The organism is Azospirillum brasilense (genome assembly GCF_005222205.1).
Taxonomy (GTDB): Bacteria; Pseudomonadota; Alphaproteobacteria; order Azospirillales; family Azospirillaceae; genus Azospirillum; species Azospirillum brasilense_G.
This window is the reverse complement of record NZ_CP032349.1, coordinates 158,183-183,812: the sequence shown is the minus strand read 5'-3', so window position 1 is coordinate 183,812 and position 25,630 is coordinate 158,183. Positions and strand designations below refer to the sequence as shown.

Genomic DNA, 25,630 nt, shown 5'->3' with positions numbered 1-25,630 from the left:
ATGCGTTGCTCCAGACCGTGTCTGTGAGCCATTCTGATGGCGTCGTGCCGGGAGAACAGAAGCTGGCGGAATTGGTTGCGTCTTCGAAAGGCGCCAGGGCAGGGGGGGCCTCCAGGCGGCGCGTTCCACCATCGGATGCAGGGTGGGATCCGGCTGAAGGAACCGAATTGTCCGCGGATCTCCATCTGGGCCGGGAGCCTTGCTCCGAGGCCGGATACGTTGGGGCAGACTTTCAGCGCTGGATCAAAACCACTTGCCGACGGGGCGGGCCATACGTTTGTGAACGCCTCGGCGGGGGCGGGCCGACAGCTTGCGGAAACCCAGAGCGCGCAGTTCCCGGCTCAGCGTCTGCTTGGAGACCGAGAGGTGGAACTCATCCCAGAGCCAGTGCAGCAGGTCGGCAATCCGCCAACGCACCACCCCATACACCGCCGGCATCGACCCATCCTCGACGACGTGGCGCAGGGCCGCCCGGTGGTGCTCGGCCAAACGCGGCTGCGGCCCCGGCGCCTTGCTGGTCACCAGGCCCTCCGGTCGCGCATCATTGAAGCGCAGCACCCAGTCGCGCACCGTCTGCAAGCCGACCCCGCCGATCTGCGCCGCGGCAGAACGCGGCTCTCCGTCGTAGATCGTCGCCAGGGCAAGCAGTCGGCGGACCTGGCCGGGGTCGTGAGAGGAACGGGCAAGCCGACGCAGGGCGGCGGCATTGTAATCATTGCATGAGTCGTAATCCGCAGGACTTGGTATTACACCACGCTCAGGGACGTGACCTTCACCTCCGTGCCCTCTGCTGGCACGATCACCGTCAACATCACGGAATCCGGCAGTGGATCGGAAGCCTTCAAAAGCTTGGCTAAGCTGCCAGATTCGCCATTTGTCTCAGGTCTTAGCACTGGTGCCGTCAGGTCGCTGGAGGTTGTGATCACGCCCAAACAATGAGATTTCTGGTCCTAGCTAAAGTGGTCACCCTTGCGCCGTGAGGCGAATGAGCCGATATTCGCATCACGAAATGAGGCGAACGTTGCCTCATTCGCCTCATCGGGGAAGCGGATGTACATCTGGCAACGCGACGACTGGCCGAGCTTCCGATGGGACGCCGCCCGCCTGATCCAACCGCTTGCGGCCGCGGCGCGTCGGCATGGAGCCCTCTCTGGGCTGCTCTACCCCTTGGGAGAACAGGACCGGCTGCTCGTCCAGTCCGACGCGGTGACCGAGGACGCGATCCAGTCGTCGCGCATCGAAGGCGAGACGCTGGCCCGCGACAGCGTCCGCGCGTCCGCCCGGCGACGCCTCGGCCTCGAAGCCGGCCCCGGAGGATCGAGCGACCGCCAGGCGGATGGGGCCGTCGCGATGCTGCTGGACGCCACACGGGACCCGAGCCGGCCCCTGACGGACGAAACCCTTTTCGGCTGGCATGCGGCCCTGTTTCCGACCGGTTGGTCGGAGATGAGGCGGATACCGGTCGGGCAATGGCGCCCGGGGCCGGAGCCGATGCAGGTGGTGTCCGGACCGGCCCATAACCCCGTCGTGCATTACGAGGCGCCCCCGGCGGACGCCGTGCCGGCGGAGATGGCCCGCTTCCTGACCTGGTTCAACGACCCGGGCGAACACGCGGCGCTCGACCCGGTGTTGCGGGCCGGCCTGGCGCAGCTGTGGTTCCTGACCATCCACCCCTTCGAGGATGGCAATGGCCGGATCGGGCGCGCCATCGCCGACCGGGCTCTTGCCCAGGACGAGGCGATGCCGCAGCGGCTGCTGAGCCTGTCGCAGGCCATCGCGGGGGATCGGGAGGGGTATTGGGACCGGCTGGAGGAGACCCAAAAGGGCAACGGTGATGTGACCGGCTGGTTGGCGTGGTTCGTCGACGCTTACGACCGCTCGGCCCGCGACGCCGAGGTGGCGATCGGCGGCGTGCTCCGCCGCACGAAGATGCTGGACCAGGCGCGCCAATCCGGCGTCACGCCGCGTCAGGAGGCTGTGCTCGTTCGCATGCTGGACCCGGAATGGAAAGGCTTCATAACATCGCCGAAATGGGCGAAGCTGACGGGCTGCAGCTTGCCGACGGCGCAGCGCGACATTGCCGACCTCCTGGCCAAAGGGCTTCTGGCCGCCAACCCGGGCGGAAGCAAGAACAGCTCCTATCGCCTCGCCGGCCTCTTGGCCCCAGCCGACATCGCACCGGCGACGCTCCAGCCGTTTTTCGCCGAACCGACGGAGGAAGGCCGCCGGAAGGCGAAGGCGCTGGTTCGGGCGATGAGTCCCGATGAGATCCGGCTGCGCCTGACCGTGTCGGAAGCGCTCGCCGGCCAGTGGGAGGGCGACCCCTCGCGGGCCACGGCCCTCCCGGCCTTGCGGACGGGAATCGAGCTGCTGGTGGGAGAAGGGGCTGGACGGCAGGCGCCGCGGAGCTCGGCACGCTCCTCAGCGCGGGAGAGATAGATCGCCCTGTGCCGCCGTGGCGTGGGGAATTTTCATCTATGCACCCCGGAGGCCTACGATGGCGTTGTCAGGTTGGCGTGGGCCTCTCCGGCGTGGCAGGCTGGCGAGCATGAGCACGGCGTCCAATCCCTATCGCGGTTTCCGCTTTCCGGCCGAGATCATCAGCGAAGCGGTGTGGCTGTACCACTGCTTCAGCTTGAGCCTGCGGGAAGTCGAATTGATCCTGGCGGCGCGGGGCATCGAGGTCAGTTACGAGACCATCCGGGAGTGGGGTTTGCGCTTCGGCCGGGAGTTCGCCACCACGCTCAAGCGCCGTCGACCCCAGCCGGGCGACAAATGGTTGTTGGATGAGGTGTTCATCCGCATCCGCGGCAAGCAGCACTACCTGTGGCGCGCCATTGACCAGAACGGGGTGGTGCTGGACATCCTGGTACAGAGCCGGCGCAACACGAAGGCAGCCAAGCGCTTCTTCCGCAAACTGCTGAAGAGGTTGCGCTATGCGCCGCGGGTCGTCATCACGGACAAGCTGAAATCCTACGCGGCAGCGAAGAGGGAGATGAGGCTCGCCAGTGAACATCGGCAAAGCCAATACCTGAACAATCGCTGCGAGGTCTCGCACCAGCCGACCCGACGGCGTGAGCGACACATGAAGCGGTTCAAATCCGTCCGGCAGGCCCAGCAATTTCTCTCCAGCCATAGCCCGATCCACAATCACTTCCAACTGCGCCGCCACCTGATCTCCGCCTCCGAGCACCGCGCCGCCCGCGCTCGCGCCTTCACCGCTTGGCGCGAGGTGACTGGCCTTGCTCAGGTCAGCTGACCTACGCCCCACAAGCGGGGCTGCTCATCTTCATTGCGTCCTTGGCTGGTCAAGTTGACAACACCGGGAAAAGAGCTTGGATGTGCCCGGGCCGTTTATGCAGGCGGCTTTACGCGACCTGCTCTCCGGCCACATCGAAAACCATCCGACCTTCCTTGGCGTCAAGGCGATGGTCCGGGCGACGGACCAGCTTTCCGCGCTCTATACGCCAGGCTTGACCGTCCATGCTCTGACGCGCCCGCTGGAGAGAATGTTCGTCACACATCAGCTTGAGGTTCTCGGCTCCTCAATGTTGCCGAAGCTTAGTGGGCGAAATGGTGAAATGGCCGAACAGTATTCTCTGCCTATGCTCGAAGGTAAAAGCGATGTGCTCTCCTTTTCTTATACGGATCGCGGCGTCGCCGACCCGAGTTTGATCGTGCGCCAACAGATGACGGTCATCCCTTTGGATGGCCTTCGCGTGCTCGCAACCGTTGGCCTCCCCCTCGGCATGAGCACGGACTCCTCCATGCCGGAACCTGATCTACGCCTCACGACCGCCGACGATGTCCGCAGCTGAACGCAGCATTGCTGTATGCATCGAGTGATTCTTTCAATTACCCACATCCGGCCGAGGGGTTGGTAACGGCGGGTTCCGCCTTGGGTCCTGGCGATCTCCAGCTTATTGGCATTGAATGATGTTCGGGGGTGCCGATGGCCTTGAGAATCAACGCTTGGATCGAGGATGAACTCGCCGGCTGCCGCCTGCCGACGAGCGGCTGGGCCGGCGCCTGAGCACACTGCTCGATCAGATGGCCGGGGCGATGGGCGACAGCATCCCCTTGGCTTGTCAGGACTGGGCCGACACCAAGGCGGCTTACCGGTTCTTCGCCAATGAGGGGGCACTCCATAGGACGGACGACGTTATACGATAAGCAGCAAGCCATTGATATGGTTTACTTTTCTCGCCGGCATCTGAGCAGTCCAGAAACCGGGCACTATCGATCCAGCCGAACTTCAGCTCCGTGAAACCAAGAATTTCTGCGGCTTCCTGGAGCGCTTCCAAGAGTTCTTATTGATCCCGGCATGCCCCATGTTCCGGCTCTGTCTCCTTACGGTAGTTTCTCGCCCGTCCTATGGAGTGCCCCCTTTATGATCCGTGCAGCCGATATGCCGAGCAAATCGGCGCGATCCATACGCCGCTTCGCAGATAAGTTGGCTTCCAGCCAAATCACGGATTGGCGGATGAGGGGGCGCGAGGCCGCTGCGTCCAGCGGGCAATGGCCCGGACGGCGTTCAGCGCGTCGGCGTTGTCCTGGATGGGAAAGTAGCGCCGTAGTTCCGCCACCGCTGCCCATTCCCCGCTTTCGTGGAAAGCGTTCTGGATAACTGCGGCTTCGTCCTGGCTGACACTGAACACCCTCGCCTCGCTGTCCATGGGCACTGATGATGCGCCTTCAGCCGGATCGGTGGCAAGATCGGGGTGTTCAAGATGCGAAACAGCAGGCAGGCAAACAGGACAAGCACTCCGCCAGTAACTTTGTCCTGGCGCTCGCCACAGCAGCCGTCCAGAGAGCCGCTGTTGCCGCGCCAGCCGGGTGCCGATTTCAGCCGACCGTATTATGGTCGGGTCGCAGGGCCGCCGTGGCGGCGAGAGCGGCCAACGCCACCGCGAGGGGAGCGAACGACACCCAGAGGACGGTGTCCCATCCATAGGCTGTCAGCAGGCCGCCGGAGGCGAAGGAGCCTACAGCCATCGTCCCGAACACGATGAAGTCGTTCAGCGATTGGACCCGCGTCTTCTCCTCGGGACGGTGGCACTCCAACACGAGGGCCGACGCACCCAGGAAGCCGAAGTTCCAGCCGACGCCCAGCAGGATCAGGCTGACCCAGAAATGCGCCACCTCCATCCCGGCCAGCCCGACCGCGGAGGCGGCGGCAATCAGCGCCAGTCCGGCGGTCGCCATGCGGGGAGCGCCGAATCGGGTAATCAGCCGCCCGGTGAAGAAGCTCGGAGCATACATCGCGATCACGTGCCACTGCAGGCCGAGATTCGCGGTCTCCTGCGGCAGGCCGCACAGCCGCATCGCCAGAGGGGCGGCCGTCATGAGGAAGTTCATCAGCAGATAGGACACCAGCCCGCAGATGACGGCGGTGATGAAGCGGGGCTGCCGTGCGATGGCCCCGAGCGGACGGTCGCCGGCGACCTCCGCCGCCGTTGGAATCGGAAGCCGGACGCCGACCAGGACGAGGGCGGATACGGCTGCCACGGCCGCCTGCGCCAGATAGGTGGCCGCGAACAGGTAAGGTGGCCACAGGTTCATCGTGTGGGTGGCGAGCTGCGGACCGATGACCCCGGCGAACACCCCGCCCGCCATCACGGCGGACATGGCGCGTGGCCGGCGCTCCATCGGGGCGCAATCGGCGGCGGCGAAGCGGAAGGAGAGCACCACGGCCGCGTAGGCCCCGCCGAAGATCATCGCCGCGCAGAACAGCCAGAAGGATCCCAGCACGACGCCGAGGGCGGACATTAGGCCGACGAGCACACCGCATCCCGTTCCTGCCAGAAAGGCGGCGCGGCGGCCGTGGCGCCGGGCGATGACGCCGGCCGGCAGCGTGCACAGCGCCATCCCCACAACAAAGATGGAGATCGGCAGCGTCGCCAATGCCGGGCTGGGCGCCAGCGTGTTACCGACGATGGCGCCCGTCGCGTAGATGACCACCGCGTTCGCGCCGGCGAGCGCCTGTGCGACGGCAAGGCGCAGGACATTGCCACGCTCGTGGGCATGCGGGGAGGCGGGCGCGGCGGGCGTGTCGTGGCCGGCTTCGAGTGATGACATTGCGGTTCTCTGATATCGCCTGGCGGTCGGCCTCCGACGAAGGCCGTCTTGTTGGTGAAGGATCACGAGCAGAGACGGCGGCGGTTCACGGCGGCATGACGGCCGTGCATGAGCTTTGTCCTCAGGCCCCCGTCACCGCGTCCCGGCCGTGTCGAACTGGATCGCCACGCCGAACGCCTCGGCCGCTCCAACCGTCACGCCATCGCCGGCGGTCCGGAACGGCAGGTTCCGGTGCCGGAGGCGCTCCGCCACGGCAGCCGGATCGGCGACGGCAACCCGGTAGGCCGTGGCGCCGGACGCGCCCGCCCCCGAGGCGACGACCAGCTGGCCGCCGCTCCTGAGCGGAAAGACGAGGCCCTGTTCGCCGCCGGGCCTGCCGGAGCTGCCGGTGAAGCCGGCAAGGGTGTTGTCAACTTGACCAGCCAAGGACGCAATGAAGATGAGCAGCCCCGCTTGTGGGGCGTAGGTCAGCTGACCTGAGCAAGGCCAGTCACCTCGCGCCAAGCGGTGAAGGCGCGAGCGCGGGCGGCGCGGTGCTCGGAGGCGGAGATCAGGTGGCGGCGCAGTTGGAAGTGATTGTGGATCGGGCTATGGCTGGAGAGAAATTGCTGGGCCTGCCGGACGGATTTGAACCGCTTCATGTGTCGCTCACGCCGTCGGGTCGGCTGGTGCGAGACCTCGCAGCGATTGTTCAGGTATTGGCTTTGCCGATGTTCACTGGCGAGCCTCATCTCCCTCTTCGCTGCCGCGTAGGATTTCAGCTTGTCCGTGATGACGACCCGCGGCGCATAGCGCAACCTCTTCAGCAGTTTGCGGAAGAAGCGCTTGGCTGCCTTCGTGTTGCGCCGGCTCTGTACCAGGATGTCCAGCACCACCCCGTTCTGGTCAATGGCGCGCCACAGGTAGTGCTGCTTGCCGCGGATGCGGATGAACACCTCATCCAACAACCATTTGTCGCCCGGCTGGGGTCGACGGCGCTTGAGCGTGGTGGCGAACTCCCGGCCGAAGCGCAAACCCCACTCCCGGATGGTCTCGTAACTGACCTCGATGCCCCGCGCCGCCAGGATCAATTCGACTTCCCGCAGGCTCAAGCTGAAGCAGTGGTACAGCCACACCGCTTCGCTGATGATCTCGGCCGGAAAGCGGAAACCGCGATAGGGATTGGACGCCGTGCTCATGCTCGCCAGCCTGCCACGCCGGAGAGGCCCACGCCAACCTGACAACGCCGCGCCGCGCGCCGGCTGCAGGGCTTAGGGCAGGGCACGCCGCGCGGCGGTCTGCGCTGGAGCCGGTCGTCGGTGAAGAACCTGTTGGACCGGGCCAAGGAGCAGGGGCTGGTACGCGGCGGGGGGGGGCGCGTAGAGGTTGGTCCGCCGCCTTACGCTGTGGGCTGATGGGAAGACCATCATTGTGGTCTGTCCCGACCCTCGCGGCCTCCGCCAAAGCCGGCGCGGTTCACACCTTCAATGCGGCCTGACATGACAATGCCCGCAGCTTGCGTTGCGGGCATTGTCGCTCGACCGTCAGGCGGCGGGAATCCTGTTTTCACACAGGCTGACACGGCCTCGTTGATGATCGCCGCCGGAAAGCGGAAGCCGCGGTACGGATTTGGCGTCGTGCTCATGACCGGAAACCTGCCACGAACAGGGCGAGCTCGCCAACCTGACAGCACCACGGAAGTACAGCCACACCGCCGTCGCGATGATCTCAGCGGGATACCGGCAGCCGGCGGAGCGGGGATCGGGGCGCGTTGTCATGCTGCCCCATATCCCGTTACCGTTGGCCCAGGCAACTGGGTGGATGACAAATTGACGGTACCGTTGTCTTCCACCCTCCAAGACCATCGTCATGCACCGCCACGGAACACGGGAGCGCGCTTTTGCAGGAAGGCGCTGACACCTTCACGGGCATCGGCTTCCGTCTCCAGTCGGCGGGCGACCGTCGCTTCATAGATGGCTGCGGCCTCGACCCCTTCGAGTTCACCCAGGATTACCCCGGCCTTGATCGCGGCGACCACAGACGGGGAATTCCTGGCGATGTCGCGCGCCAGGGCGAGGGCTTCGTTCAAAGCCTCGCCCTTTTCAGTCAGGCGGTTGATAAAGCCGGTCCGGTAGGCTTCGTCGGCCGACAGCGGGTTCGCTGTCAGCATCATCTCGAGCGCGCGGGCCGACGTCATCAGACGCGGCAGACGGCCGATCTGGCCGCCCTCGGGCAGCATGCCGAGACGCGCCCCCGGCGAACCGAAGGCCGCATTCGCGCTCGCCACCCGCAGGTCGCAGTTCACCGCGAAGATGAGGGCCGCGGCATAGCAATGGCCGTTGATCGCCGCGATCACCGGCTTGTGCATGCTGCGTGGGCGCAAGAAGGGTTCTTCCCCCAGGTTGCTTTCGGCGTGCGCGCCGGACGCGATCTCGTTCAGGTCATGGCCGCTGGAGAAGGCGATGTCCCCGGCCCCCGTGACCACGATCACGCGCACCGCGTCATCGCTTTCCGCTTCGTTCAGAAGGCGGAGGAAGTCCGCCGCCATCGACCCTTCGAACGCATTCCGCTTGCGTTCGTTGGAGATGGTCAGGATGCGGATTGCGCCCTCCGTCCGCGTGGAAATTTCGGGCATGGCAATAGTCCTCATTCAAGGCCGGCTGGCCTATTCGGATTGGGTCGATGGGGATGGGATGGGGTTGGCGTCAGCGCCAGGTCTTTTCCTGCCGGTCATAGGCACCGACGCGCAGGTCGGGCTTCTCGGCGATCAGATGCTTCTTCTGGACCCGTTGGGAGTCGGTCAGCGGGAAGCTGTCGCGGTACTCGTAGTAGCGGGGGACCTTGAACCCGGCGAGATGGCGGGAGCAGTGATCGGCGATGAATTCCGGCGTGCAGGAGTCCGGGGACACACCGGGGGCCAGCAGGATGTAGGCCTTGATCTCCTCGCCGCGGTAATCGTCGGGCACCGGCACGATGGCGGCGTCCTGGATCTGGTCGAGCGCGCGCAGCACCACTTCAACCTCGCGCGAGGCGATGTTCTCGCCCATGCGGCGGACCATGTCCTTGGTGCGGCCAAGGATGTAGTGATAGCCCTCGGAATCCACGCGGCAAAGGTCGCCGGTTCGGAACCATCCGTCGGTGAAGGCGTCCACCGTCGCTTCCTCATTGCCGAAATAGCCCTTGAGGATGCCACGGCCGCGAACCCACAGCTCGCCCGTTTGGCCGGTTGGGACCGGCTTGCCGTCCTCGCCCGCAATCATCAGCTCGCGGAAGGGAGCGGCCACGCCGCAGCTTCCCGATCCAGTCATCTCCGGCAGGCGATGGGCGGGGACATAGCTGCCGCCGCCGATTTCAGTCATGCCGTAAAATTCCTGGCCATACACGTCGAAGCGGCGCTGGAAGTCGACGTGGCTCTCCGGGCCGAATGCGAAGATCGTGGCGATCTTCAGCTTGTTGTCCGCGTCGCCCGGGCGCGGCGGCTGCTTGTAAACCATCTCGAACAGGGCGCAGTAATCGCAATCCAGCGCCGATACGTCGGGCATGAAGCGCTTGGCGCCCGGTTTGCGCGGGAAGAAGGCGCAGCCTCCGCTGACCATGGCGTTCAGCAGGATGCGCTGCCCCACCATGTAGAAGAAGCTGGAACCGACATAGAAGCGGCGCAGGTCGGTGGCGAAGAACTCGGTCGAACTGATGCCGAGGCACAGCCAATACTCGTTGCTGAGCATGCAGGCCTTGGAGAAGCCCGTCGTGCCAGAGGTGTATTGGAGGTTCAGCGTGGCGTCCATCGAACGGGGGATCGCCGGGGCCTGACGGCCACGGGCCTCGTCCATCAGGACCTGCCAGTTGCGGTGACGGTCCGACACCGCATCGCCGATCACGATGATGCGGGAGGGATCGAGCGTCACCGTTTCCAGCCTGTCCAGATGCGGCAGGAACTCCGCTTCCAGCATCATGTAGGTGGCGAGCGAGGTCCTCAGGACATACTCGACCTCACGCGCGGTGTAGGTCGCGTTGACCGGCACCATCACCGCCTGGAGACGCGACAGCGCCAGCCAAGTGATCGGGAATTCCTCGCGGTTCCACGCCATAACCGCGACATGGACCCCCGGGCCGATGCCGATGGCGGACAGGGCGGCGGCGGCGGTATCGACCCTGGCAAGGACCTCGCCCCAGTTCCGCTCCACCCTATCGTCGAGGAAGCGCCAAGCGGGCGCCGTCGGGACACGGGTGGCGGTGGTCAGCAGCAGGTCATACACCGAATCTGGAAGCGTCATCGCCTCCAGGCGGTGGGCAAGAGCATCGGGTTCTTCCCTGCGGAAATCTGAGAACATCACACTTTCCCTGGGTGATGGGGCCGTCGGGTGCGGTGGCCCATTTGAGGTGCGGCGCTGGCGCGCGGTGCCGGGCGACCCGTCACCCCGCGCGCCGTTGGGCGCGGCGTTGGATCAGATCGCTCATGAAGACAGCGACGAAGGTGACGACGATCAGCAGCGTGGCGACGGCGGCCACGACCGGCGTCAGGTCGTGACGCATGTCCGCCCAGATGCGCATGGGCAGGGTTTCGTTCTGCCCCATGACGAACAGGGCGATGACCAGCTCGTCGAAGGAGATGAAGAAGGCGAACACGCCGGCCGAGATCACCGCCGGACGGATCGTCGGCAAGGTGACGTGCCAGAAGGCCTCATGCGGCTTCGCCCCCAGCACGCGGGCCGCGCGGGCCAGCGTGTCGCCGGTCTGGCGCAGCGCCCCGGACACCGTGGTGGTGACGAAGGGCAGAGCCAGAACGGCATGGACCAGAACCACCCCCCACAGCGAGCCGTAAAGGCCGAAGCGGCTGAAGACCAGCAGGGTGCCCAGCGCCAGGATGATGACCGGAACCACCTGAGGACCCAGGAAGACCGGTCCGGCCGCGCGGGCAGCCTTGCTGTTCTCCCGGCTCAGTGCGAGGGCGGCCGCGGTGCCGATGGCGGTGGCCAGCGCAGCGCTGGCCGCGGCGATCAGCAGGCTGCGCAGGGTGGCGTCGATCCAGCCGGCGGAGGCGAAGAACTCCTCATACCAGCGCAGCGTGAAGCCCTGCGGCGGGAACTTCAGGTAGCGCGTTTCGCTGATCGACATCGGTATGACCAGCAACAACGGCAGCAGCAGGTAAAGCAGGACGCCGACGAAATAGACCGGAAGCAGGTAGCGCCCGGACTTTTCCCAAAGTGATCGTTTCATCGCGAGCCTCCATGGCCGCTCAGCCCCGTCACGCGCCGGAAGAGCAGGGCGATGGCGCCCACCACGGCAAAGCCCGCGATCAGCAACACCACGCCCAGCGCCGAACCCAGGCCCCAATCGAGGGTCAGCGTGATCTGCGTCGCGATCAGGTTCGCGATCATCGTCTCCTTCGGACCGCCAACCAGCGCCGGGGTGATGAAGAAGCCGAGCGCCAGCACGAAGGTGAGCATCCAGGCGTTGACCGCTCCCCCCGCGCTCAGCGGAAGGAAGATGTGGACGAAGCCGCGCCACGGCGATGCGCCCAAAATCCGGGACGCCATCAACAGAGAGCGGTTGATGGTGGTCATGGTCGAGAACATGACCAGAATGGCGACCGGCAGCAGGACCTGAACCATCGCGATGTAGACGGCTCCGCGCGTGTACAGCATCTGGAGCGGCCCGTCGACGGCGCCGATCCCGATCAGCATGGAGTTCACCAGCCCTTCCCGGCCGAGAACGACGATCCAGCCGAAGGTGCGCACCAGCACGCTGACCCACAGCGGGGTCAGGATGAGCAGGAGCAGCAGGGTCCGGTTGCGCGGCGGGCGGGATGCGAGGAAATAGGCGGCCGGATAACCGACCAGGATGCAGGCGCAGGCCACGCCGAAGGAAAGCTGCAAGGTTCCGAACAGGATCGTCCGGTATGGGCCCGCGCCGAGTGCCGCCTCGTAATTCTCCGCCGACAGCCCGGCTTCACCCTGCACGCTCCACAACGCGACCTCGCCCACCGGGAGGATGAACACGAAGAGGAACAGCACGGCCGCCGGGGCAAGCAGCCAGAGGGAGGAGAGAGGCGCGCGCCTGCCGCGCGCCGCCCCTTTCCCATCGCGCGGCATGGCAACGCCGTCGCTCATTGCAGGCGCCAAGCTTCCCACCGCTTCTGAATGCGCGGGAGGTTTTCAGCCCAATATTCGGAATCCAGCGCGAACTGAACGTCGAGGTTCGCCGGGCTGGTCGGCAGTTCCTTGGCCTCGTCGGCCGAGAGGATCTTGTAGATGTCAGGGTTGAAGGAGGAGTAGGGCATGGCGCGGGCGATCTCGGCCAGGCGCGTCGGTGTGTTCCAGCAGTAGTTCATGAATTTCTGGGCATCGGCCACGTTGCGGGCGCCCTTCACGATGGAATAGTAGCTGACGTCCAGCGATCCGCCATCCCAGATGATCCTGACCGGCAGCTTGTCCTTTTGAAGCTGCTGGATGCGGCCGTTGAAGGCTGTCGCGTAGAAGACCTCGCCGCTGGCGAGCAGCTGGACCGGCTGCTGGCCGCTGGTCCACCAGACGGTGATCGCCGGCTTGATCTCGTCCAGTTTCCTGAACGCGCGGTCGACGCCTTCCGGCGACCGCAGCACGTTATAGACTTCGGACGGCTTTACGCCGTCGGCGATCAGGGCGAATTCGAGATTTTCCGCCGGGGAGTTGCGCAGTGTGCGCGGGCCGGGGAAGGTCTTGACGTCCCAGAAGTCCTTCCAGCCGCCGAAGCTCTTGCCTTCCGGCAGCTTATCGGTGCGCACGCCGATCGTGGTGGAATAGGCGATTGCGCCGATGGCGTACTGTTTGCGGGCAACCGGCGGGAGCTTGTTGTCCGGGTCGACCACCGACCAGTCGATCGGCTCCAGCCAGCCATTCTTGGACGAGACCGGCAAGCCCGAACGTTCGGTGGGCGCAATGTCCCACAGGATGTTCTTGGTGGTCTGCTGGACGCGGATCTGGGCAAGGGAGTCTTCGGTCGCCGCCTGGGTGACGGTGATGCCGGTCTCCTTGGTGAACGGCTCGATGCAGATGCGGTTCAGGGTTTCCGCCCACGCACCGCCGTAATTGGCGATCGTGATCGACTTGTTGCCGGACTGGGCCAGGGCGGCGTCGCCGGCACCGCCGACAATCGCCGCTCCAACGGAGAGGCTCCACAGCAGCTTCTTCATAACGGCACTCCCAATCAGTTCTTTAGCGACCGGTCTTGGCGAGATCCGGAACGAGGACGACGTCGGAGGGTCGCAGGACGAGACTGATCGTCTCGCCGCGTTCCGGGATCCGATCCCTGTCGCGTCTCTGTTCCCGGAAGTGGATGAGCGCACCATGGGCGGTGCGGGCGCTGTACTCGATCACGTCGCCGAGGAACACCGCTTCTTGAACGGTCACGCCCACGGCAATGTCCGCCCCTTCGGCCGGGCGGCGCTGAAGCTTTTCGGGACGAACGCTGGCGTACCAAGCCCCTTGGCGGGCCTGGGAGTCCGCATCCCGGTAAACGGCGCCCAGTTCGGAAATGGACACCGATCCGGCCGTCGACAGATCGGCGGCCAGCAGGTTGGTCTGGCCGATGAAATCGGCGACGAAGCGGCTTTTCGGCGCGTCGTACATTTCGGACGGGGTGCCGACCTGCTCGATCCGGCCGTCGCGCAGAACGACGATGCGCGACGACATGGCGAGCGCCTCGCGCTGATCGTGAGTTACATAGACCACGGTGCAGCCGAGCTGATGCTGGATTTCCTTGATCTCGAACTGCAGCGCTTCGCGCAGCTTGAGATCGAGCGCGCCGAGCGGCTCGTCCATCAACAGGACGGGCGGCTCGAACACGATGGCGCGGGCGAAAGCCACTCGCTGCTGCTGTCCACCGGAGAGATCGCGGGGCATCCGCTTGGCGAGCGCGCCGAGCCGGACGATCTCCAGGACCCGCTCCACCCGTTCGTTGATCTCACTACGCGGGGCGCGGCGCATCCGCAGCGGGAAGGCGATGTTGTCGAACACCGTCATGTGCGGGAACAGGGAATAGTTCTGGAACACCATCCCCAGATTCCGGCGCTCCGGCGGCTCGTCGATCACCGACTTGCCGTCGATGAGGATGTCGCCCGAGTCCGCCCCGGAGAAACCCGCAAGTGCATTCAGAGCCGTCGTTTTGCCCGATCCGCTCGACCCGAGGATCGTCAGGAACTCGCCGGGATGAATGGTCAGAGAAAAATCGTGCAGTGCTGTTATCGATCCATATACCTTGCGGACGGATTGGAACTCGATCGTCGCACCGGTCGCCTTCGCTTTCGAAAAAGCTTCCCTGTTCAAGGTGCCGCTGGAGGGTTTATTGACATCCACCATCGTAGGTACCATGGGCCTATCCAGTGATGACGCATTGTCTAAATATGACGCTATGTATAAAATTGGCTTGCGTCAAGCAGTGAACGTCAGCTCGCAGAACATTTTTGTCGGGGCCATGGTGGTTGGGGAGCGAGGGCATAAAAATGCAGCAGGATGAGAAAATTCAGGGCAGCGGAGCTGTGCGGGATGAAACCGTTCCCCCTCTCTTCTTTGAAGAGGTGCTGGCGATCAAAAGCCGGGAGCGGACGCGCCCGAAGCGGGAGCGGACGCGCTACATGCTGCTCTCCCTGGTCGCCCGCCACCTGCGCACCACACGGGGAAAGCTGATGACGGTGGAGGCCCTGCTGGACGAAGCTGGGCTGTCACGCGGAACCTTCTACAATCATTTCAAAGACATGGACGAATGCGCCGTCGTCCTCGTCAACCTGTTCTTCGAATATGTCACCCACCGCCGCACCGTATCGAAGGGGCCACGAAGCAGCTACGAGGCGATCTTGACCGCCAACACCGACTATTGCCGCGCCTATGAGGCGAACGCAGGCTTCTACAGCCTGTTCTCGGAACTGGCCACGCGGAATCCCGAGGTGTTGCGCATGCGCGAGCGGATGAATTCCGAATGGGTCGATCGCATCATCGTCGCCGTCGCCCGCCGTCGCGGACATCCCTTCGGCGCGGAGGAGCGCGGCAGGTTCGAGGGCGTCCTGCGCCTGCTGATCGCGATGACGATCGAAAGCCTGCGCGAACGGTTCGTCCATGGCGACGCGTTGCTGTGCCGGTCCTTCCCCACCGCCGACAGCCTCGCAAAAGCGCTGTCCGATCAATGGTATCTTGCGATGGTGCAGTTCGAAGGCCCGATCCAGCCAGCTGTGAGCGCTAACCGCCATGCCGCATCAGGGTGACAAGGTTCACCGACGCCATCTGCCGCGGTGTGATCCGCATCAACGAGGGCGGCTGGTTCGACCCGGCGAACGCCCGGGAAATCGGCAGCCTGTGCCGGTACGGGGACATCAACAATCTGACGACCGGGTTGTCGACCTCGAAGCTGGCGCAGGCCAACTGCGGGCACACCGGGGTTGCCGAGGTGGAGTGGTTCAAAGGAAGCCTGCCACCCGTTGTGGTCTTCAGCCAACCGGCGTGAGGATAGGGGCGGGAGCCGATGCGATGGGCGGCCTTACCGTCACATCGGCTCGGTCGCGCTGTCCCCCGTTCGGTGGAACGGCGCCGCCGTGCGCCGCGTAAAACTGGCGCTTTATTTTTATAGACGGTCGGTCTATAATTGGCCACATGAGCACGACCGATCCTTCTTTGAAGCCTCGCCGACGGGGCCGTCCTCCGAAGCGGGACGGCCTCTATCTGGACACCAGGGAGAGGCTGGTCAGGACCGGCGTCGCCATACTCACGGAAAAGGGATTTTCCGCCGTCGGGATCGAGGAAATCCTGGCGTCGGCGGGCGTGCCGAAGGGATCCTTCTATTATTACTTCGGCAGCAAGGAGGAATTCGGCGGCACGCTGATCGCGGCCTATGCGGAATACTTCGCGCGGAAGCTGGACCGCTGGTTCCTGGATGAGACCCGTCCTCCGCTGCAGCGTCTGCGCGACTTCGTCGAGGATGCCAAGACGGGCATGGCGCGGTTCGACTTCCGCCGTGGATGCCTGGTCGGCAATCTCGGCCAGGAAATGGGCACGCTTCCCGAGCCGTTCCGTGAAAAGCTCCATCTCGTCTTTCTGGATTGGCAGGCGCGCACATCCCGCTGTCTGCGGGCAGCGCAAGCGGCCGGACAAATTGGGATCGATCTGGATTGCGATCACCTGGCCGAGTTCTTCTGGATCGGCTGGGAGGGTGCCGTGCTGCGGGCAAAGCTGGAACGAAGCCCCGCCGCTCTCGACGCCTTTTCCCGCGGCTTCTTCGCGGCCTTGCATCGTCAGGCATAGACCAAGCGTCTTTGGACGTCACCCGCACCCAACCCGTAGGAGGGTTCAATGTTTCAAGCCATCTTGATCGAGAAGGACGGCACGGACGTCCGCGCCGGCCTGTCCACCGTCGATGACGACCGCCTGCCGGCGGGCGACGTGACCGTCCGCGTTGCCCATTCGACGCTGAACTACAAGGATGCTCTGGCGATCACCGGGAAGGCGCCGGTGGTCCGCAGCTATCCCATGGTCCCGGGCATCGACTTCGCAGGTGTCGTGGAGCATTCGGCACACCCCGCCTACAAGGCCGGCGACAAGGTCGTCCTCAACGGCTGGGGCGTCGGCGAGCAGCACTGGGGCGGCCTTGCGGAAAAGGCGCGCGTCAACGGCGACTGGCTGGTCCCGCTGCAAAGCCCGTTCACGCTCCGTCAGGCGATGGCGATCGGGACGGCAGGCTACACGGCCATGCTCTGTGTCATGGCGCTCGAACGGCATGACGTCACGCCGAACAAGGGGGAGGTTCTGGTCACCGGCGCCGCCGGTGGGGTCGGCAGCGTCGCCGTCGCGCTGCTGTCGAAGCTCGGCTATGATGTGGTGGCCGTCACCGGCCGCCCGGAAGAGGCCGGTTACCTCAAGGCGCTGGGCGCCAAGGAGGTGCTTGACCGCAAACAGTTCCAGGACCCGGGCAAGCCGCTGGCCAAGGAACGTTGGGCCGGCGCCGTGGATGTCATTGGCGGCCAGATCCTCGCGAATGTCTGCGCGGCCATGAAATATCGCGGCACGGTGGCTGCCTGCGGTCTTGCCGGTGGCATGTCGCTGCCCACGACCGTGGCACCCTTCATCCTGCGCGGCGTGACCTTGGCCGGGGTCGACAGCGTCATGTGCCCCAGGGAATTGCGGATCGAGGCCTGGCGCCGCCTGGCCGATGACCTCGATCCGGCCAAGCTGGATGGCCTGACGAAGGAGATCGCCTTCTCCGATGTGATTCCCACCGCCGCCAGCCTGCTCGACGGGCAGGTCCGTGGCCGCGTCACCGTCGCGATTTCTCCCACACCCGCATAAGTGCACTGATCAGAATTCCACAACCCCTCTGGACGGTCGCTTAACGGCGGTCTCCGCCGACATCGTTGCTCATGCATCTCGGAACCCACCAGGAAGGCCCAGCCTTGCGCAGCAAGCTCTCCGTTGGGTTCCGTCAGCCTTCGCGTCAGTTTGATCGTTTCGGCGATGCTGCCGTAGATAAACTCCTCGTTTTCATGACATCGGAAAGGACAATCTGTCAGGTGTCGCGCCACGCCTGAGCTGACGATGCAGGGGCCCCGGAGGCGGACAGCGTGAATTACGCGACAGCAAGCATGTCGCGCAGGGCAGCGACCCTCTGGACATGGATCGCCTGTCGTAGCGCTGCTGAGGCTTGCTCCGGGTCGACGGGTGCAGGAAGTTGCGCATCTCGTCGTAAGCCCGGCAGAGCTGAGCAGCACTGCCTGAGGACTTGAAGCTGCGCATCGGGCGGGGTGCGACCTTTCACTCCGCGGTGATCTTGCTCCAAATGGTTGTTTTTGTATTTCGAGGTACGGTGCTCGACATCCTCACCGAACACCTCCTCAAGGGCCGGCGGGTAGCCGGAGTGCTTGTCGGAGGTGATGGTCTCGGGGATGATCCCGGTCACCTTGATCGCTTGGCGAACGAATGCTTTGGTCGCGACTTGGTCGCGCGTTGGGCTAAGGAAGACGTCCACCAAGTTGCCATTGACATAACCCTGTTTTGGAACAGGCGGCGCAATCCCATGCAGACCGGTGCAAGACAACGTCCTCCCTACCACTCCGGTCTGTCCGGTGGCATCTCGGGCCGGGTCCCAGGTTCGCGATGCGCGCTGGACGCTCCTGCATTCGAGTGAACTGCCAATCCGTCAACGAGCGCGTCGAACACGGCGCGGCACCGGGGGCTCGATCGAAGGTCTTCGTGCATCACCACCCAGGTCGGAAGGTTCAGCACGAACGCGTCTGCGAGCACCCGGACGAGGTCGGGATCGCGTGCAGCAACCGGGACTTGGCAGACGCCGATGCCAAAGCCGGCCCGAAGCATGGCAAGCTGGGCAAGGTCGCTGTCGGCCCGCAGCGCGAAGGCGGATCGGTCCACGTCGCGGACCCGCTTAAGCATCGTCCGGATCGCTGGTGTCTCCCTGTCGAAGCCGATCACGTCGTGTCGGGCCAAGTCGCCCAGCGTGGTGGGCGTGCCCCGACGGTCCAAGTATCGACGATGCGCGTGCAGTCCAAGCGCGATCACTCCTACATGCTTGGCAACCAGCGCCTCCTGGGCGGGCTCGACCATTCGCACAGCGACGTCGGCATCTCGACGGAGCAGGTCCTCAACCGTGTTCGAGAGCACGAGCTCAAGCGTTAGATGAGGGTGTCGTTCCCGCAGTGCCGTCAAGATCGGGGGCAGGACTTCTATTCCGACAACCTCGCTGGCACTGATCCGCACCGTTCCGCCGACCACGGCACCATGCCCCGAAGCGACCCGGAGCATCGCGGAGGCGGTGGAGGCGATCGTGTCGGCGTAAGGCTCAAGCTCCAACGCCGCCTCGGTCGGAGTCAGTCCCCGTTGCGACCGGACGAAGAGCTTCAGTCTTACAGCGTCTTCGAGAGCCTCGATGTGGCGCGATACCGTCGGCTGGGTGAGGCCAAGCGACCGCGCGGCAGCCGACAGCGATCCCTCCCGCAGGACGGCGAGGAAGGTCCGGTATAGGTCCCAAGCGGGTTCCTGGTTCATGCATTTCAGTATAGCAGCCGAACGGCTTTCCACAATTCCGTTGAGAAGCAGCACGGAGCAACCTGCCGCAACACGCAGCGGCAGGAGTTGGATATGACACATCGGACAGCCTTGGTCCTCGGCGCGACGGGGGGCATCGGTGGGCACGTCGCCCGGCGTCTGCGCAACGGTGGATGGACCGTCCGCGCGCTTGCCCGCGATCCCGGCAAAGCCGGCGCGCAAGGCGGCCTGGAGTGGATTCGCGGCGATGCCCTGTCGGCCTCAGCCGTGGCGCACGCGGCGCAGGGAGCCTCGCTCATCGTGCACGCGGTAAACCCCCCAGGCTACCGGAACTGGGGGAAGCTGGTGCTTCCGATGCTGGCCAATACGATTGCCGCGGCACGCGCGAGTGGCGCCCGCATCCTCCTTCCGGGCACAGTCTACAACTATGGGCCCGACGCGTTCCCGCTGCTGAACGAGTCCTCTCCCCAGACCCCGCTCACCCGCAAGGGCGCCATTCGCGTCGAAATGGAACGGCACCTCCGGATGGCCTCGGACAAAGGGGACGTTCGAGTTCTGATCGTGCGCGCCGGCGATTTCTTCGGCCCAGGGGCGGGAAACAGCTGGTTCTCGCAAGGGCTCGTGAAGCCCGGACGCCGACTCCGCTCCATCACTTATCCTGGCAAAACGGACGTCGGACATCAATGGGCCTACCTCCCTGACGTTGCGGAGGCAATGGTGCGTTTGGCTGAACGTGAGGCGCAGGATGCATTCGCCACCTTCCACATGGGAGGGCATTGGGACGAAGACGGAACACGGGTCTTGGAAGCGATCCGGCGCGTGGTTGGCGAGCCTGATCTCCCCGTCCGTCGGTTTCCATGGCTCCTGATGACCGCAGCCTCCCCATTCGTCCCGCTGTTTCGGGAATTGGTAGAGATGCGTTACCTCTGGGAGACTCCCGTCAAGTTGAACAATGCCCGGCTGACGGCTGAGCTTGGGGCTGAGCCCCACACCCCGCTCGACGAGGCGGTGCGCGCCACCCTGGTCGGGCTCGGGTGCCTTCCTGGGTGCCAACGAACCGCGGCAACGGCATCGTCAACTTGACGGTGCCCGTGATACACCGCAGAAAAGAGCGTTGGAGTGCGGCGGAGCTTAATTTCATGCCGCGTTCTCACATCCCGGACAATTTGCACACTTTCGTGTAGTGACCCTAGATCTCCAGTCCCTCGGTGCCCACTTCCCACCACCACACCCTGGGGGCGCACATCCCTAAAGCGAACGTCCGTTCGCTTTAGATTCACATCGCCTCACTTGCCGGCGGGATTCGGCCGCATGTGCGGCCGGGACCGCCGTCGCGGTCCAAAGCGGATTGCAATCCGCTTTAGCGCGCCGTTGCGCAACTTCATCATGGGCAAGGCCGTCTTCACCCCGACTCCCGCATGGATTGTGATGTCTTGGCGCGTCGGGCGCGCGCAGGCTTGTCGCGCTTGGCCCCGCTATTCTCGTCCCGGTCATCCTCCGGAAGATCGCCGGTACGGCGGTAATGCTCGTAGGACTTGTCGATGTGCTGCTTCATCAGCCGTTCAGCTTCCTCCGGCTGACGGCGCTCGATCGCTTCGATGATCGCGTCATGCTCGTTCGCGGCGGCATGCATGCGACCATCCTTGTAGGTGGCGTGCTGGTGCGAGAAGCGGAGCACGTCGGGCCCCATCAAAGCGATCAGCGAGCGTAGCAGGTTGTTGTTGGTCGCCTCCGCGACCTTGAGGTGGAACAGAAGGTCCTCCTCCAAGGTGTAGGCGTTGGCTTCGGCCTGCTCGCGCATCCGCTGCTGGGCCTTGCGGATCTCGGCGATCTGGCCGCTGTGCGCACGCTCGGTCGCCAGCCGGGCGGACAAGGCCTCCAGCGCGCCGCGCACCTCGATCAGCATCTCCGGGCTGGTGTCGTCCGCGTTGAGAATGTTGTTGATGAGACCAAGCAGCACATGTTCACTGAGATTTTCCACCACCGTGCCGCTCTGCGGCGAGGTGCGGACGATCCCGAAGAACTCCAGGCGGCGGAGCGCCTCGCGCACCGTGCCGCGGCTGACGTCGAAGCGCTCGGCCAGCACCCGCTCCGCGGGCAGCTTCTGGCCCGCCTTGATGATCCGGCGGGCGATCAGGTCGCTGATCTGCTCGATGATGATGTCGGGCGGGCGTCGGACTTTGATTTTCTGCAGGTGGCGGGAGACGTCGAAATCTGGGTCATCCATGCCGCTCTCCGGTCACTGAACTGGTTCTCTGGTACGCTGTCGCTCCAGTTCTTTAGGCATCCGCAGCGGACAAGTCAACCGCGCGCCTGGGCGGAAAGGAGGGGCGCCGTCACCAATCGGCGGCATGGCACAGGGCAATCTGGTGCTTGTCTCAGCGCGAGGAATGTGGGTTTTCGGGTTCGTAAAAATAGCGTGGAACCTCGCTGCGCAGTTTGGTGATCGTTCCGCTCACGCCGTCGAGGTGGGAGGCCATCAGCGCGGCGGCGCGGTCGGGGTCGTGCGCGGCGATGGCCGCAACAATGGCCTCATGCTCGACGATCACCGGCCCCATGCCCCCGAAGACCAGTAGGCCGAGGCGGCGGCAGCGGTCGAGCTGCGCTTTGACCCTGCCGACCGTCGTCCAGAAGCCCGGATAACCGGCGACCTCGGAGAGGAGCGCGTGAAACGCCTCGTCCGCCGCGTGGAAGCCGTCGATGTCTCCGGCCGTCTCACAAACACGCTGGCGTTCGATGGCTGCGCGCAGCCGCGCGATCTGATCGGCCGTTGCCCGGCGGGCCGCGTAGCGCACGACGCGGGTTTCCAGGGCTTTGCGCATTTCCCCGGCCTCCGGCAGCGCCCGCAAGGGAATGCGCGCCACCCCCAGCCGCATCCTTCGATGGTGCGGTTGGCGCTCGACCAGTTGTTCATCGGACAGCCGGTTGATGGCCTGCCGAACCTTCGGGCGGGTGGCGCCGTAGGCCTCGGCAAGGGACCGCTCGTCAAGGATCTCACCCGGCCGACGGTGGAGCGAGAGGATGGCGTTCCTCAGATCCCGATAGATCAATTGGGTGTCTGCTTGCCAAGGCCACGGCGCATCAGTCTCGCGCCCGTCCGGGTACGCCGCCGGTTCGGCCACCGTTTCGGTTGATGCGGCGTGCCGCGACGGGGTCGGATTCATGTCAGTCGGACCTGTTCCGATGGGACCGGCTTTCCCATCCGCCAAGCGCTCGGACGCGGGCCGGGGCCGCACCATTGCGAGGTCAATAGATGGCCATGAAGCCGCCATCGACGAAGATCAACTGGCCGTTGACGAAGTCGGAGGCCGGGGAGGCCAGGAACACCGCGGTGCCGACCAGATCCGTCGGGTTTCCCCAACGGCGCGCCGGCGTGCGCTTCTTCACCCAGGAATCGAACTCCTCGTTCTCGATCAGGGGCTTGTTCATCTCGGTGACGATGTAGCCCGGGCCGATGGCGTTGACCTGGACGTTGAACTCCGCCCACTCCGCGGTCATCGACTTGGTCAGGAGGCGGATGCCGCCCTTGGCCGCGGCGTAGGGCGCCACGGTGACGCGGGCCTGCTCGCTGGTCAGGGAGCCGATGTTGATGATCTTGCCCGCCCGCCGCGCGACCATGCGGCGGCCCGCCTCGCGGCCGACGAGGAAGGCGCTGGTCAGGTTGGTGTCGATGACCTTGCGGAAATCCGCCACAGGGAAATCGACCAGCGGGCTGCGGATCTGGATGCCGGCGTTGTTCACCAGGATGTCGACGGCGATCCCCTGAGCGTCGAGGTCGGCGAAGGCCTTGGTCACCGCGTCCTCGTCCGTGACGTCGAAGGCGGATTCGTGGACGGTGTAGCCCTTGTCGCGCGCCTTCGCCGCAGCGTCGGCCAGGGCGGTTGGGTTGATGTCGCTGAGGATGATCGCGGCGCCGGCCTCGGCCAGCCCTTCGGCGATGGCGTTGCCCAGGCCGCGGGCCGATCCGGTCACGAGCGCGGTCTTGCCGGTCAGGTCGAACATGGTCGTCATGATGGTGGAACTTTCGGTTGGAGGCTGCCGGTTAGAGGCTGCTGCGGCGGACGCTCAGGTCGGGGCGTTCGAAGACGGCGGGCAGGAGTTCCGTGCCGAGGCCCGGCCCTTCCATCGGCAGGACATGGCCGTCGACGATGCGCGGGACCTCGGTGACCAGTTCCGTGTACCAGCCCGTGTAGAAGGCCCGGACCGACTCCTGGATCAGCGTGTTCGGGTTGGACAGCGAGGAGTGCACGGCGGCGACGTAGGCGACCGGCCCGGTGCAGTCGTGGGGCGCGTAGGGGCGATGGTAGGTATCGGCGAGCGCGGCGATCTTGCGCCCTTCGGTCAGGCCGCCGGTCCACACCAGATCGGTCATCACCACGCCGATCGCGCCGGCTTCCAGCATGTCCTTGTAGGGGAAGCGCGATCCCAGCGTCTCCGACGCGCAGATCGGCACGCTCGTCGAGGCGGCCAGTTCGGCCAGCGCGTTGACCGAGTTCATGCGGATCGGGTCCTCGTACCAGGTCGGCTCGTAATCTTCGAGAACGCGGGCGATCTTCTTGACGGTCGGCAGGTTCCACAGGCAGTGGAACTCGACCATGATCTGCATCCTGTCGCCGACGGCCTTGCGGATCTTCTCGAAGGGCTCGACCGCGCGCTTCATCTGTTCGGCGGTGATGAAGCGCCCGTCGTTGGCGATGGCCGCGGGGTCGAACGGCCAGATCTTCATGCCGGTGATGCCCTGCTCCAGCAGGCTCTCGGCGAGCCGTCCGGCGTCGGTCATGAAGCCGTTGAGATCCTCGTAGGGACCCTCGCTGGAGCCCAGGTTCCAGGTGTCGACCGGCTTGATCTTGTTGGATCTCACATAGCCGTAGCCCGCGCAGGTGTTGTAGACGGGCACCCGGTCGTGGCAGAGGCCGCCCAGCATCTGGTGTACCGGCTGGCCGCACACCTTGCCGAGGATGTCCCACAGCGCGAGGTCGATGGCCGATGCGGCGCGGTACTCGGCGCCGGTCGAGGATTGCGCCATCGGCAGATTGACCAGCTCACGGGCGTGAGCCTCGATGCGCAGCGGGTCCTTGCCGAGCAGGCGCGCCGCCAGGACGTCGTGGATGTGCGCCTCGACCGCGCCCGCCCCGTAGAAGGTCTCGCCCAGGCCGACGATTCCGGCGTCGGTGTGGACGCGGACCCAAACGACGTTGGAGAACTCCTCCGTCCTCAACGTTTCCAGTTGCGTGATTTTCATTGGTCACTCGCAAAGATCTTGCGGACGTCCGCAAGCGGTCGGTTCCATGGCGGACCCCGCCGGGGCAGGCGGGTCCGGTCGAACGGCTCGGTCAGGGGAGCGGTCACCCGAAGACGATCTGCACCTTCATGTTCCGGCTGCGGTCATGCGCGGCGTCGAACGCCTCGGCGGCGGACTCGAACGGGAACTGCGCGGTGGCCAGCGGCGACAGATCGACGCCGCCCGTGGTCAGGGCGGCGACGGCCCAGGCGAACTCCTCATGGAAGCGGAAGGAGCTTTTCAGCGTCACCTCCTTGGCGAGCAGCCGGTTGAGCGGGATCGGGGTGAGGCCCGGCGCCAGCATGCCGACCTGGACGACCACGCCGCCGGGCCGCGTGCTGAGGACGCAGGTCTCCACCGCCCTGGCGCTGCCCGACGCCTCGAAGCTCACGTCGAAGCAGCCGCGGTCGGCCTGCCAGCAGTCGGGCGTCTCGCTGTCGGACAGGACGTTGACCGTCTCATGGGCGCCGACCTTGGCGGCGATCTCCAGGGCGTTGTCGGAGAGGTCCGTGATGGTGACGTGCGCGGCGCCCGCCCGACGCGCGGCGACCGCGATCAGGCAGCCGATCGGCCCGGCGCCGGTGATCAGGACGCGCCGGCCGAGCAGGCTGCCGGCCTGCGCCACCGCGTGCAGGGCGACGGCGAAGGGCTCGGCGAAGACCAGGTTGCTGTGGCGCGTGTCCTGCGGGACCGGGAAGCACTGGAAATCACGCACCACCAGCGTTTCGCGGAAGGCCCCCTGGACATGGGGAAACCGCGACGCGCTGCCGAAGAAGATCATGTTGGCGCACAGGTTCTCCCGGCCGCCCAGGCAGTGCGGGCAGGTGCGGCACGGTTTGCCGGGGTTGACGGCGACGCGGTCGCCGACCTTGGTCCGGGTGACGTCCGGCCCGACCTCGACGACATCGCCGCTGATCTCGTGCCCCAGCACCATCGGTTCCCGGACGTTGAAGTCGCCGACGCGCCCTTCGAAGAAGTAATGCAGGTCGGACCCGCAGATCCCGCCGGCGGCGATCTTGACCCGGACCTCGCCGGGGCGCAGGGACGGTTCGTCCAGGGCTTCGAGGCGGAGATCCTTCTGTCCGTGCAGAACACAGCCGCGCATCTGATTTCTCCTGATGGGGGTCCGGCGCGACATCGCGCCCGGAGCCGCGTGAGCCATTGAAAGAGGGGGGCGGGGGCGGGCCTTGGACCCGTCCGGTGTTGGAAAGTCCGTTGCCGGGGCTCCAATGAACCAAACGGCGAATTGGTCTACTGGTCTAATAGCTACGGC

The 25,630-nt window shown here is 65.3% G+C and carries 26 protein-coding genes and 1 pseudogene; 9 read left to right on the top strand and 18 right to left on the bottom strand.

All coding sequences use genetic code 11. The annotated features are described in order from the left end of the window. Positions 1–243 precede the first annotated feature (243 nt). Positions 244–648 carry a helix-turn-helix domain-containing protein gene (locus tag D3869_RS30005; protein ID WP_432613452.1) on the bottom strand — a complete coding sequence of 135 codons (405 nt, stop codon included), beginning with the start codon at positions 646–648 and terminating at the stop codon, positions 244–246. Positions 649–1,050: 402 nt separating this feature from the next. On the opposite strand from D3869_RS30005, the gene D3869_RS30000 reads away from it, so the two are divergent. The 4 genes from D3869_RS30000 (at position 1,051) to D3869_RS34585 (ending at position 4,173) form a co-directional block, all read left to right on the top strand. Then, the gene (locus tag D3869_RS30000) at positions 1,051–2,439 is read left to right on the top strand and encodes a Fic family protein (protein ID WP_137143294.1); all 1,389 of its coding nucleotides are present in this window, start codon (positions 1,051–1,053) and stop codon (positions 2,437–2,439) included. 109 nt (positions 2,440–2,548) lie between these two features. Further along, on the top strand, positions 2,549–3,259 hold the full coding sequence (locus D3869_RS29995; RefSeq protein WP_137143288.1) for an IS6 family transposase: 711 nt from the start codon (positions 2,549–2,551) through the stop codon (positions 3,257–3,259). 76 nt (positions 3,260–3,335) lie between these two features. Further along, positions 3,336–3,818: a hypothetical protein gene (locus tag D3869_RS29990; RefSeq protein ID WP_137143293.1), complete on the top strand. Its 483-nt coding sequence runs from the start codon at positions 3,336–3,338 to the stop codon at positions 3,816–3,818. A 232-nt stretch (positions 3,819–4,050) separates the two neighbouring features. Continuing rightward, positions 4,051–4,173, top strand: coding sequence for an IS4/Tn5 family transposase DNA-binding protein (locus tag D3869_RS34585; protein WP_137143292.1), 123 nt, complete (start codon positions 4,051–4,053; stop codon positions 4,171–4,173). A 296-nt stretch (positions 4,174–4,469) separates the two neighbouring features. Here D3869_RS34585 and D3869_RS29980 read toward each other — a convergent pair whose 3' ends face one another. The 10 genes from D3869_RS29980 to D3869_RS29935 form a co-directional block, all read right to left on the bottom strand. Continuing rightward, complete coding sequence (locus D3869_RS29980; protein WP_137143291.1) at positions 4,470–4,676, bottom strand: hypothetical protein; 207 nt, start codon at positions 4,674–4,676, stop codon at positions 4,470–4,472. Positions 4,677–4,845: 169 nt separating this feature from the next. Next, entirely contained in the window at positions 4,846–6,078 is a 1,233-nt protein-coding gene (locus D3869_RS29975) for an MFS transporter (protein ID WP_137143290.1), read from the bottom strand. Between the two features lie 132 nt (positions 6,079–6,210). Continuing rightward, entirely contained in the window at positions 6,211–6,504 is a 294-nt protein-coding gene (locus tag D3869_RS29970; RefSeq protein WP_137143289.1) for a hypothetical protein, read from the bottom strand. Between the two features lie 41 nt (positions 6,505–6,545). After that, positions 6,546–7,256, bottom strand: coding sequence for an IS6 family transposase (locus D3869_RS29965; RefSeq protein WP_137143288.1), 711 nt, complete (start codon positions 7,254–7,256; stop codon positions 6,546–6,548). A 668-nt stretch (positions 7,257–7,924) separates the two neighbouring features. Next, positions 7,925–8,692, bottom strand: coding sequence for an enoyl-CoA hydratase/isomerase family protein (locus tag D3869_RS29960; RefSeq protein ID WP_137143287.1), 768 nt, complete (start codon positions 8,690–8,692; stop codon positions 7,925–7,927). Positions 8,693–8,762: 70 nt separating this feature from the next. Continuing rightward, positions 8,763–10,331, bottom strand: coding sequence for a class I adenylate-forming enzyme family protein (locus D3869_RS29955; protein ID WP_247896106.1), 1,569 nt, complete (start codon positions 10,329–10,331; stop codon positions 8,763–8,765). Between the two features lie 139 nt (positions 10,332–10,470). Then, positions 10,471–11,274: an ABC transporter permease gene (locus D3869_RS29950; RefSeq protein WP_137143285.1), complete on the bottom strand. Its 804-nt coding sequence runs from the start codon at positions 11,272–11,274 to the stop codon at positions 10,471–10,473. Continuing rightward, positions 11,271–12,167: an ABC transporter permease gene (locus D3869_RS29945; protein ID WP_137143284.1), complete on the bottom strand. Its 897-nt coding sequence runs from the start codon at positions 12,165–12,167 to the stop codon at positions 11,271–11,273. Before D3869_RS29945 ends, D3869_RS29950 begins: the two co-directional genes overlap by 4 nt. Continuing rightward, entirely contained in the window at positions 12,164–13,228 is a 1,065-nt protein-coding gene (locus D3869_RS29940; protein ID WP_137143283.1) for an ABC transporter substrate-binding protein, read from the bottom strand. The genes D3869_RS29945 and D3869_RS29940 overlap by 4 nt, the downstream gene beginning before the upstream one ends. A gap of 22 nt (positions 13,229–13,250) precedes the next feature. Further along, positions 13,251–14,393 carry an ABC transporter ATP-binding protein gene (locus D3869_RS29935; RefSeq protein WP_247896105.1) on the bottom strand — a complete coding sequence of 381 codons (1,143 nt, stop codon included), beginning with the start codon at positions 14,391–14,393 and terminating at the stop codon, positions 13,251–13,253. Positions 14,394–14,536: 143 nt separating this feature from the next. On the opposite strand from D3869_RS29935, the gene D3869_RS29930 reads away from it, so the two are divergent. From D3869_RS29930 to D3869_RS29915, 4 genes and pseudogenes are all read left to right on the top strand, one after another. Further along, positions 14,537–15,292: a TetR/AcrR family transcriptional regulator gene (locus D3869_RS29930; protein WP_137143281.1), complete on the top strand. Its 756-nt coding sequence runs from the start codon at positions 14,537–14,539 to the stop codon at positions 15,290–15,292. Between the two features lie 2 nt (positions 15,293–15,294). Further along, a pseudogene (locus tag D3869_RS29925) lies at positions 15,295–15,531 on the top strand (hypothetical protein); the annotation flags it as partial. 146 nt (positions 15,532–15,677) lie between these two features. After that, positions 15,678–16,325: a TetR/AcrR family transcriptional regulator gene (locus tag D3869_RS29920; protein WP_137143280.1), complete on the top strand. Its 648-nt coding sequence runs from the start codon at positions 15,678–15,680 to the stop codon at positions 16,323–16,325. A gap of 48 nt (positions 16,326–16,373) precedes the next feature. Continuing rightward, a complete protein-coding gene (locus D3869_RS29915) occupies positions 16,374–17,366 on the top strand; it encodes an MDR family oxidoreductase (protein WP_137143279.1) in 993 nt (330 codons plus the stop codon). A gap of 277 nt (positions 17,367–17,643) precedes the next feature. Here D3869_RS29915 and D3869_RS29910 read toward each other — a convergent pair whose 3' ends face one another. Together D3869_RS29910 and D3869_RS29905 are read right to left on the bottom strand one after the other, a co-directional pair. Beyond that, entirely contained in the window at positions 17,644–18,042 is a 399-nt protein-coding gene (locus tag D3869_RS29910) for a transposase (protein ID WP_247896120.1), read from the bottom strand. A 77-nt stretch (positions 18,043–18,119) separates the two neighbouring features. Continuing rightward, positions 18,120–19,076, bottom strand: coding sequence for a LysR family transcriptional regulator (locus tag D3869_RS29905; protein ID WP_137143635.1), 957 nt, complete (start codon positions 19,074–19,076; stop codon positions 18,120–18,122). 93 nt (positions 19,077–19,169) lie between these two features. Here D3869_RS29905 and D3869_RS29900 point away from each other — a divergent pair, with 93 nt between their 5' ends. After that, the gene (locus D3869_RS29900) at positions 19,170–20,159 is read left to right on the top strand and encodes an SDR family oxidoreductase (RefSeq protein WP_137143277.1); all 990 of its coding nucleotides are present in this window, start codon (positions 19,170–19,172) and stop codon (positions 20,157–20,159) included. 319 nt (positions 20,160–20,478) lie between these two features. On the opposite strand, the gene D3869_RS33355 is transcribed toward D3869_RS29900, so the two are convergent. The 5 genes from D3869_RS33355 to D3869_RS29870 all read right to left on the bottom strand — a co-directional run bounded on the left by D3869_RS33355 (position 20,479) and on the right by D3869_RS29870 (position 25,462). Further along, complete coding sequence (locus D3869_RS33355; RefSeq protein WP_175426676.1) at positions 20,479–21,303, bottom strand: FadR/GntR family transcriptional regulator; 825 nt, start codon at positions 21,301–21,303, stop codon at positions 20,479–20,481. A gap of 151 nt (positions 21,304–21,454) precedes the next feature. Next, the gene (locus tag D3869_RS29885; RefSeq protein WP_175426675.1) at positions 21,455–22,240 is read right to left on the bottom strand and encodes a GntR family transcriptional regulator; all 786 of its coding nucleotides are present in this window, start codon (positions 22,238–22,240) and stop codon (positions 21,455–21,457) included. A gap of 82 nt (positions 22,241–22,322) precedes the next feature. After that, positions 22,323–23,087, bottom strand: a complete 765-nt coding sequence (locus D3869_RS29880; protein ID WP_137106645.1) for an SDR family oxidoreductase — start codon at positions 23,085–23,087, stop codon at positions 22,323–22,325. A gap of 31 nt (positions 23,088–23,118) precedes the next feature. Further along, positions 23,119–24,318, bottom strand: a complete 1,200-nt coding sequence (locus D3869_RS29875) for a mandelate racemase/muconate lactonizing enzyme family protein (protein ID WP_137143274.1) — start codon at positions 24,316–24,318, stop codon at positions 23,119–23,121. Positions 24,319–24,421: 103 nt separating this feature from the next. Then, a complete protein-coding gene (locus D3869_RS29870) occupies positions 24,422–25,462 on the bottom strand; it encodes an L-idonate 5-dehydrogenase (RefSeq protein WP_137143273.1) in 1,041 nt (346 codons plus the stop codon). Positions 25,463–25,630: the final 168 nt, after the last annotated feature.

What these genes read in the sequence shown, in the direction of transcription:
- D3869_RS30000 (WP_137143294.1), top strand. Translation starts at nt 1,051, where the DNA reads ATGTACATCTGGCAACGCGACGACTGGCCGAGCTTCCGATGGGACGCC.
- D3869_RS29995 (WP_137143288.1), top strand. Translation starts at nt 2,549, where the DNA reads ATGAGCACGGCGTCCAATCCCTATCGCGGTTTCCGCTTTCCGGCCGAG.
- D3869_RS34585 (WP_137143292.1), top strand. Translation starts at nt 4,051, where the DNA reads ATGGCCGGGGCGATGGGCGACAGCATCCCCTTGGCTTGTCAGGACTGG.
- D3869_RS29980 (WP_137143291.1), bottom strand. Translation starts at nt 4,676, where the DNA reads ATGGACAGCGAGGCGAGGGTGTTCAGTGTCAGCCAGGACGAAGCCGCA.
- D3869_RS29975 (WP_137143290.1), bottom strand. Translation starts at nt 6,078, where the DNA reads ATGTCATCACTCGAAGCCGGCCACGACACGCCCGCCGCGCCCGCCTCC.
- D3869_RS29965 (WP_137143288.1), bottom strand. Translation starts at nt 7,256, where the DNA reads ATGAGCACGGCGTCCAATCCCTATCGCGGTTTCCGCTTTCCGGCCGAG.
- D3869_RS29960 (WP_137143287.1), bottom strand. Translation starts at nt 8,692, where the DNA reads ATGCCCGAAATTTCCACGCGGACGGAGGGCGCAATCCGCATCCTGACC.
- D3869_RS29955 (WP_247896106.1), bottom strand. Translation starts at nt 10,331, where the DNA reads ATGACGCTTCCAGATTCGGTGTATGACCTGCTGCTGACCACCGCCACC.
- D3869_RS29950 (WP_137143285.1), bottom strand. Translation starts at nt 11,274, where the DNA reads ATGAAACGATCACTTTGGGAAAAGTCCGGGCGCTACCTGCTTCCGGTC.
- D3869_RS29945 (WP_137143284.1), bottom strand. Translation starts at nt 12,167, where the DNA reads ATGAGCGACGGCGTTGCCATGCCGCGCGATGGGAAAGGGGCGGCGCGC.
- D3869_RS29940 (WP_137143283.1), bottom strand. Translation starts at nt 13,228, where the DNA reads ATGAAGAAGCTGCTGTGGAGCCTCTCCGTTGGAGCGGCGATTGTCGGC.
- D3869_RS29935 (WP_247896105.1), bottom strand. Translation starts at nt 14,393, where the DNA reads ATGGTGGATGTCAATAAACCCTCCAGCGGCACCTTGAACAGGGAAGCT.
- D3869_RS29930 (WP_137143281.1), top strand. Translation starts at nt 14,537, where the DNA reads ATGCAGCAGGATGAGAAAATTCAGGGCAGCGGAGCTGTGCGGGATGAA.
- D3869_RS29920 (WP_137143280.1), top strand. Translation starts at nt 15,678, where the DNA reads ATGAGCACGACCGATCCTTCTTTGAAGCCTCGCCGACGGGGCCGTCCT.
- D3869_RS29915 (WP_137143279.1), top strand. Translation starts at nt 16,374, where the DNA reads ATGTTTCAAGCCATCTTGATCGAGAAGGACGGCACGGACGTCCGCGCC.
- D3869_RS29905 (WP_137143635.1), bottom strand. Translation starts at nt 19,076, where the DNA reads ATGAACCAGGAACCCGCTTGGGACCTATACCGGACCTTCCTCGCCGTC.
- D3869_RS29900 (WP_137143277.1), top strand. Translation starts at nt 19,170, where the DNA reads ATGACACATCGGACAGCCTTGGTCCTCGGCGCGACGGGGGGCATCGGT.
- D3869_RS33355 (WP_175426676.1), bottom strand. Translation starts at nt 21,303, where the DNA reads ATGGATGACCCAGATTTCGACGTCTCCCGCCACCTGCAGAAAATCAAA.
- D3869_RS29885 (WP_175426675.1), bottom strand. Translation starts at nt 22,240, where the DNA reads ATGAATCCGACCCCGTCGCGGCACGCCGCATCAACCGAAACGGTGGCC.
- D3869_RS29880 (WP_137106645.1), bottom strand. Translation starts at nt 23,087, where the DNA reads ATGACGACCATGTTCGACCTGACCGGCAAGACCGCGCTCGTGACCGGA.
- D3869_RS29875 (WP_137143274.1), bottom strand. Translation starts at nt 24,318, where the DNA reads ATGAAAATCACGCAACTGGAAACGTTGAGGACGGAGGAGTTCTCCAAC.
- D3869_RS29870 (WP_137143273.1), bottom strand. Translation starts at nt 25,462, where the DNA reads ATGCGCGGCTGTGTTCTGCACGGACAGAAGGATCTCCGCCTCGAAGCC.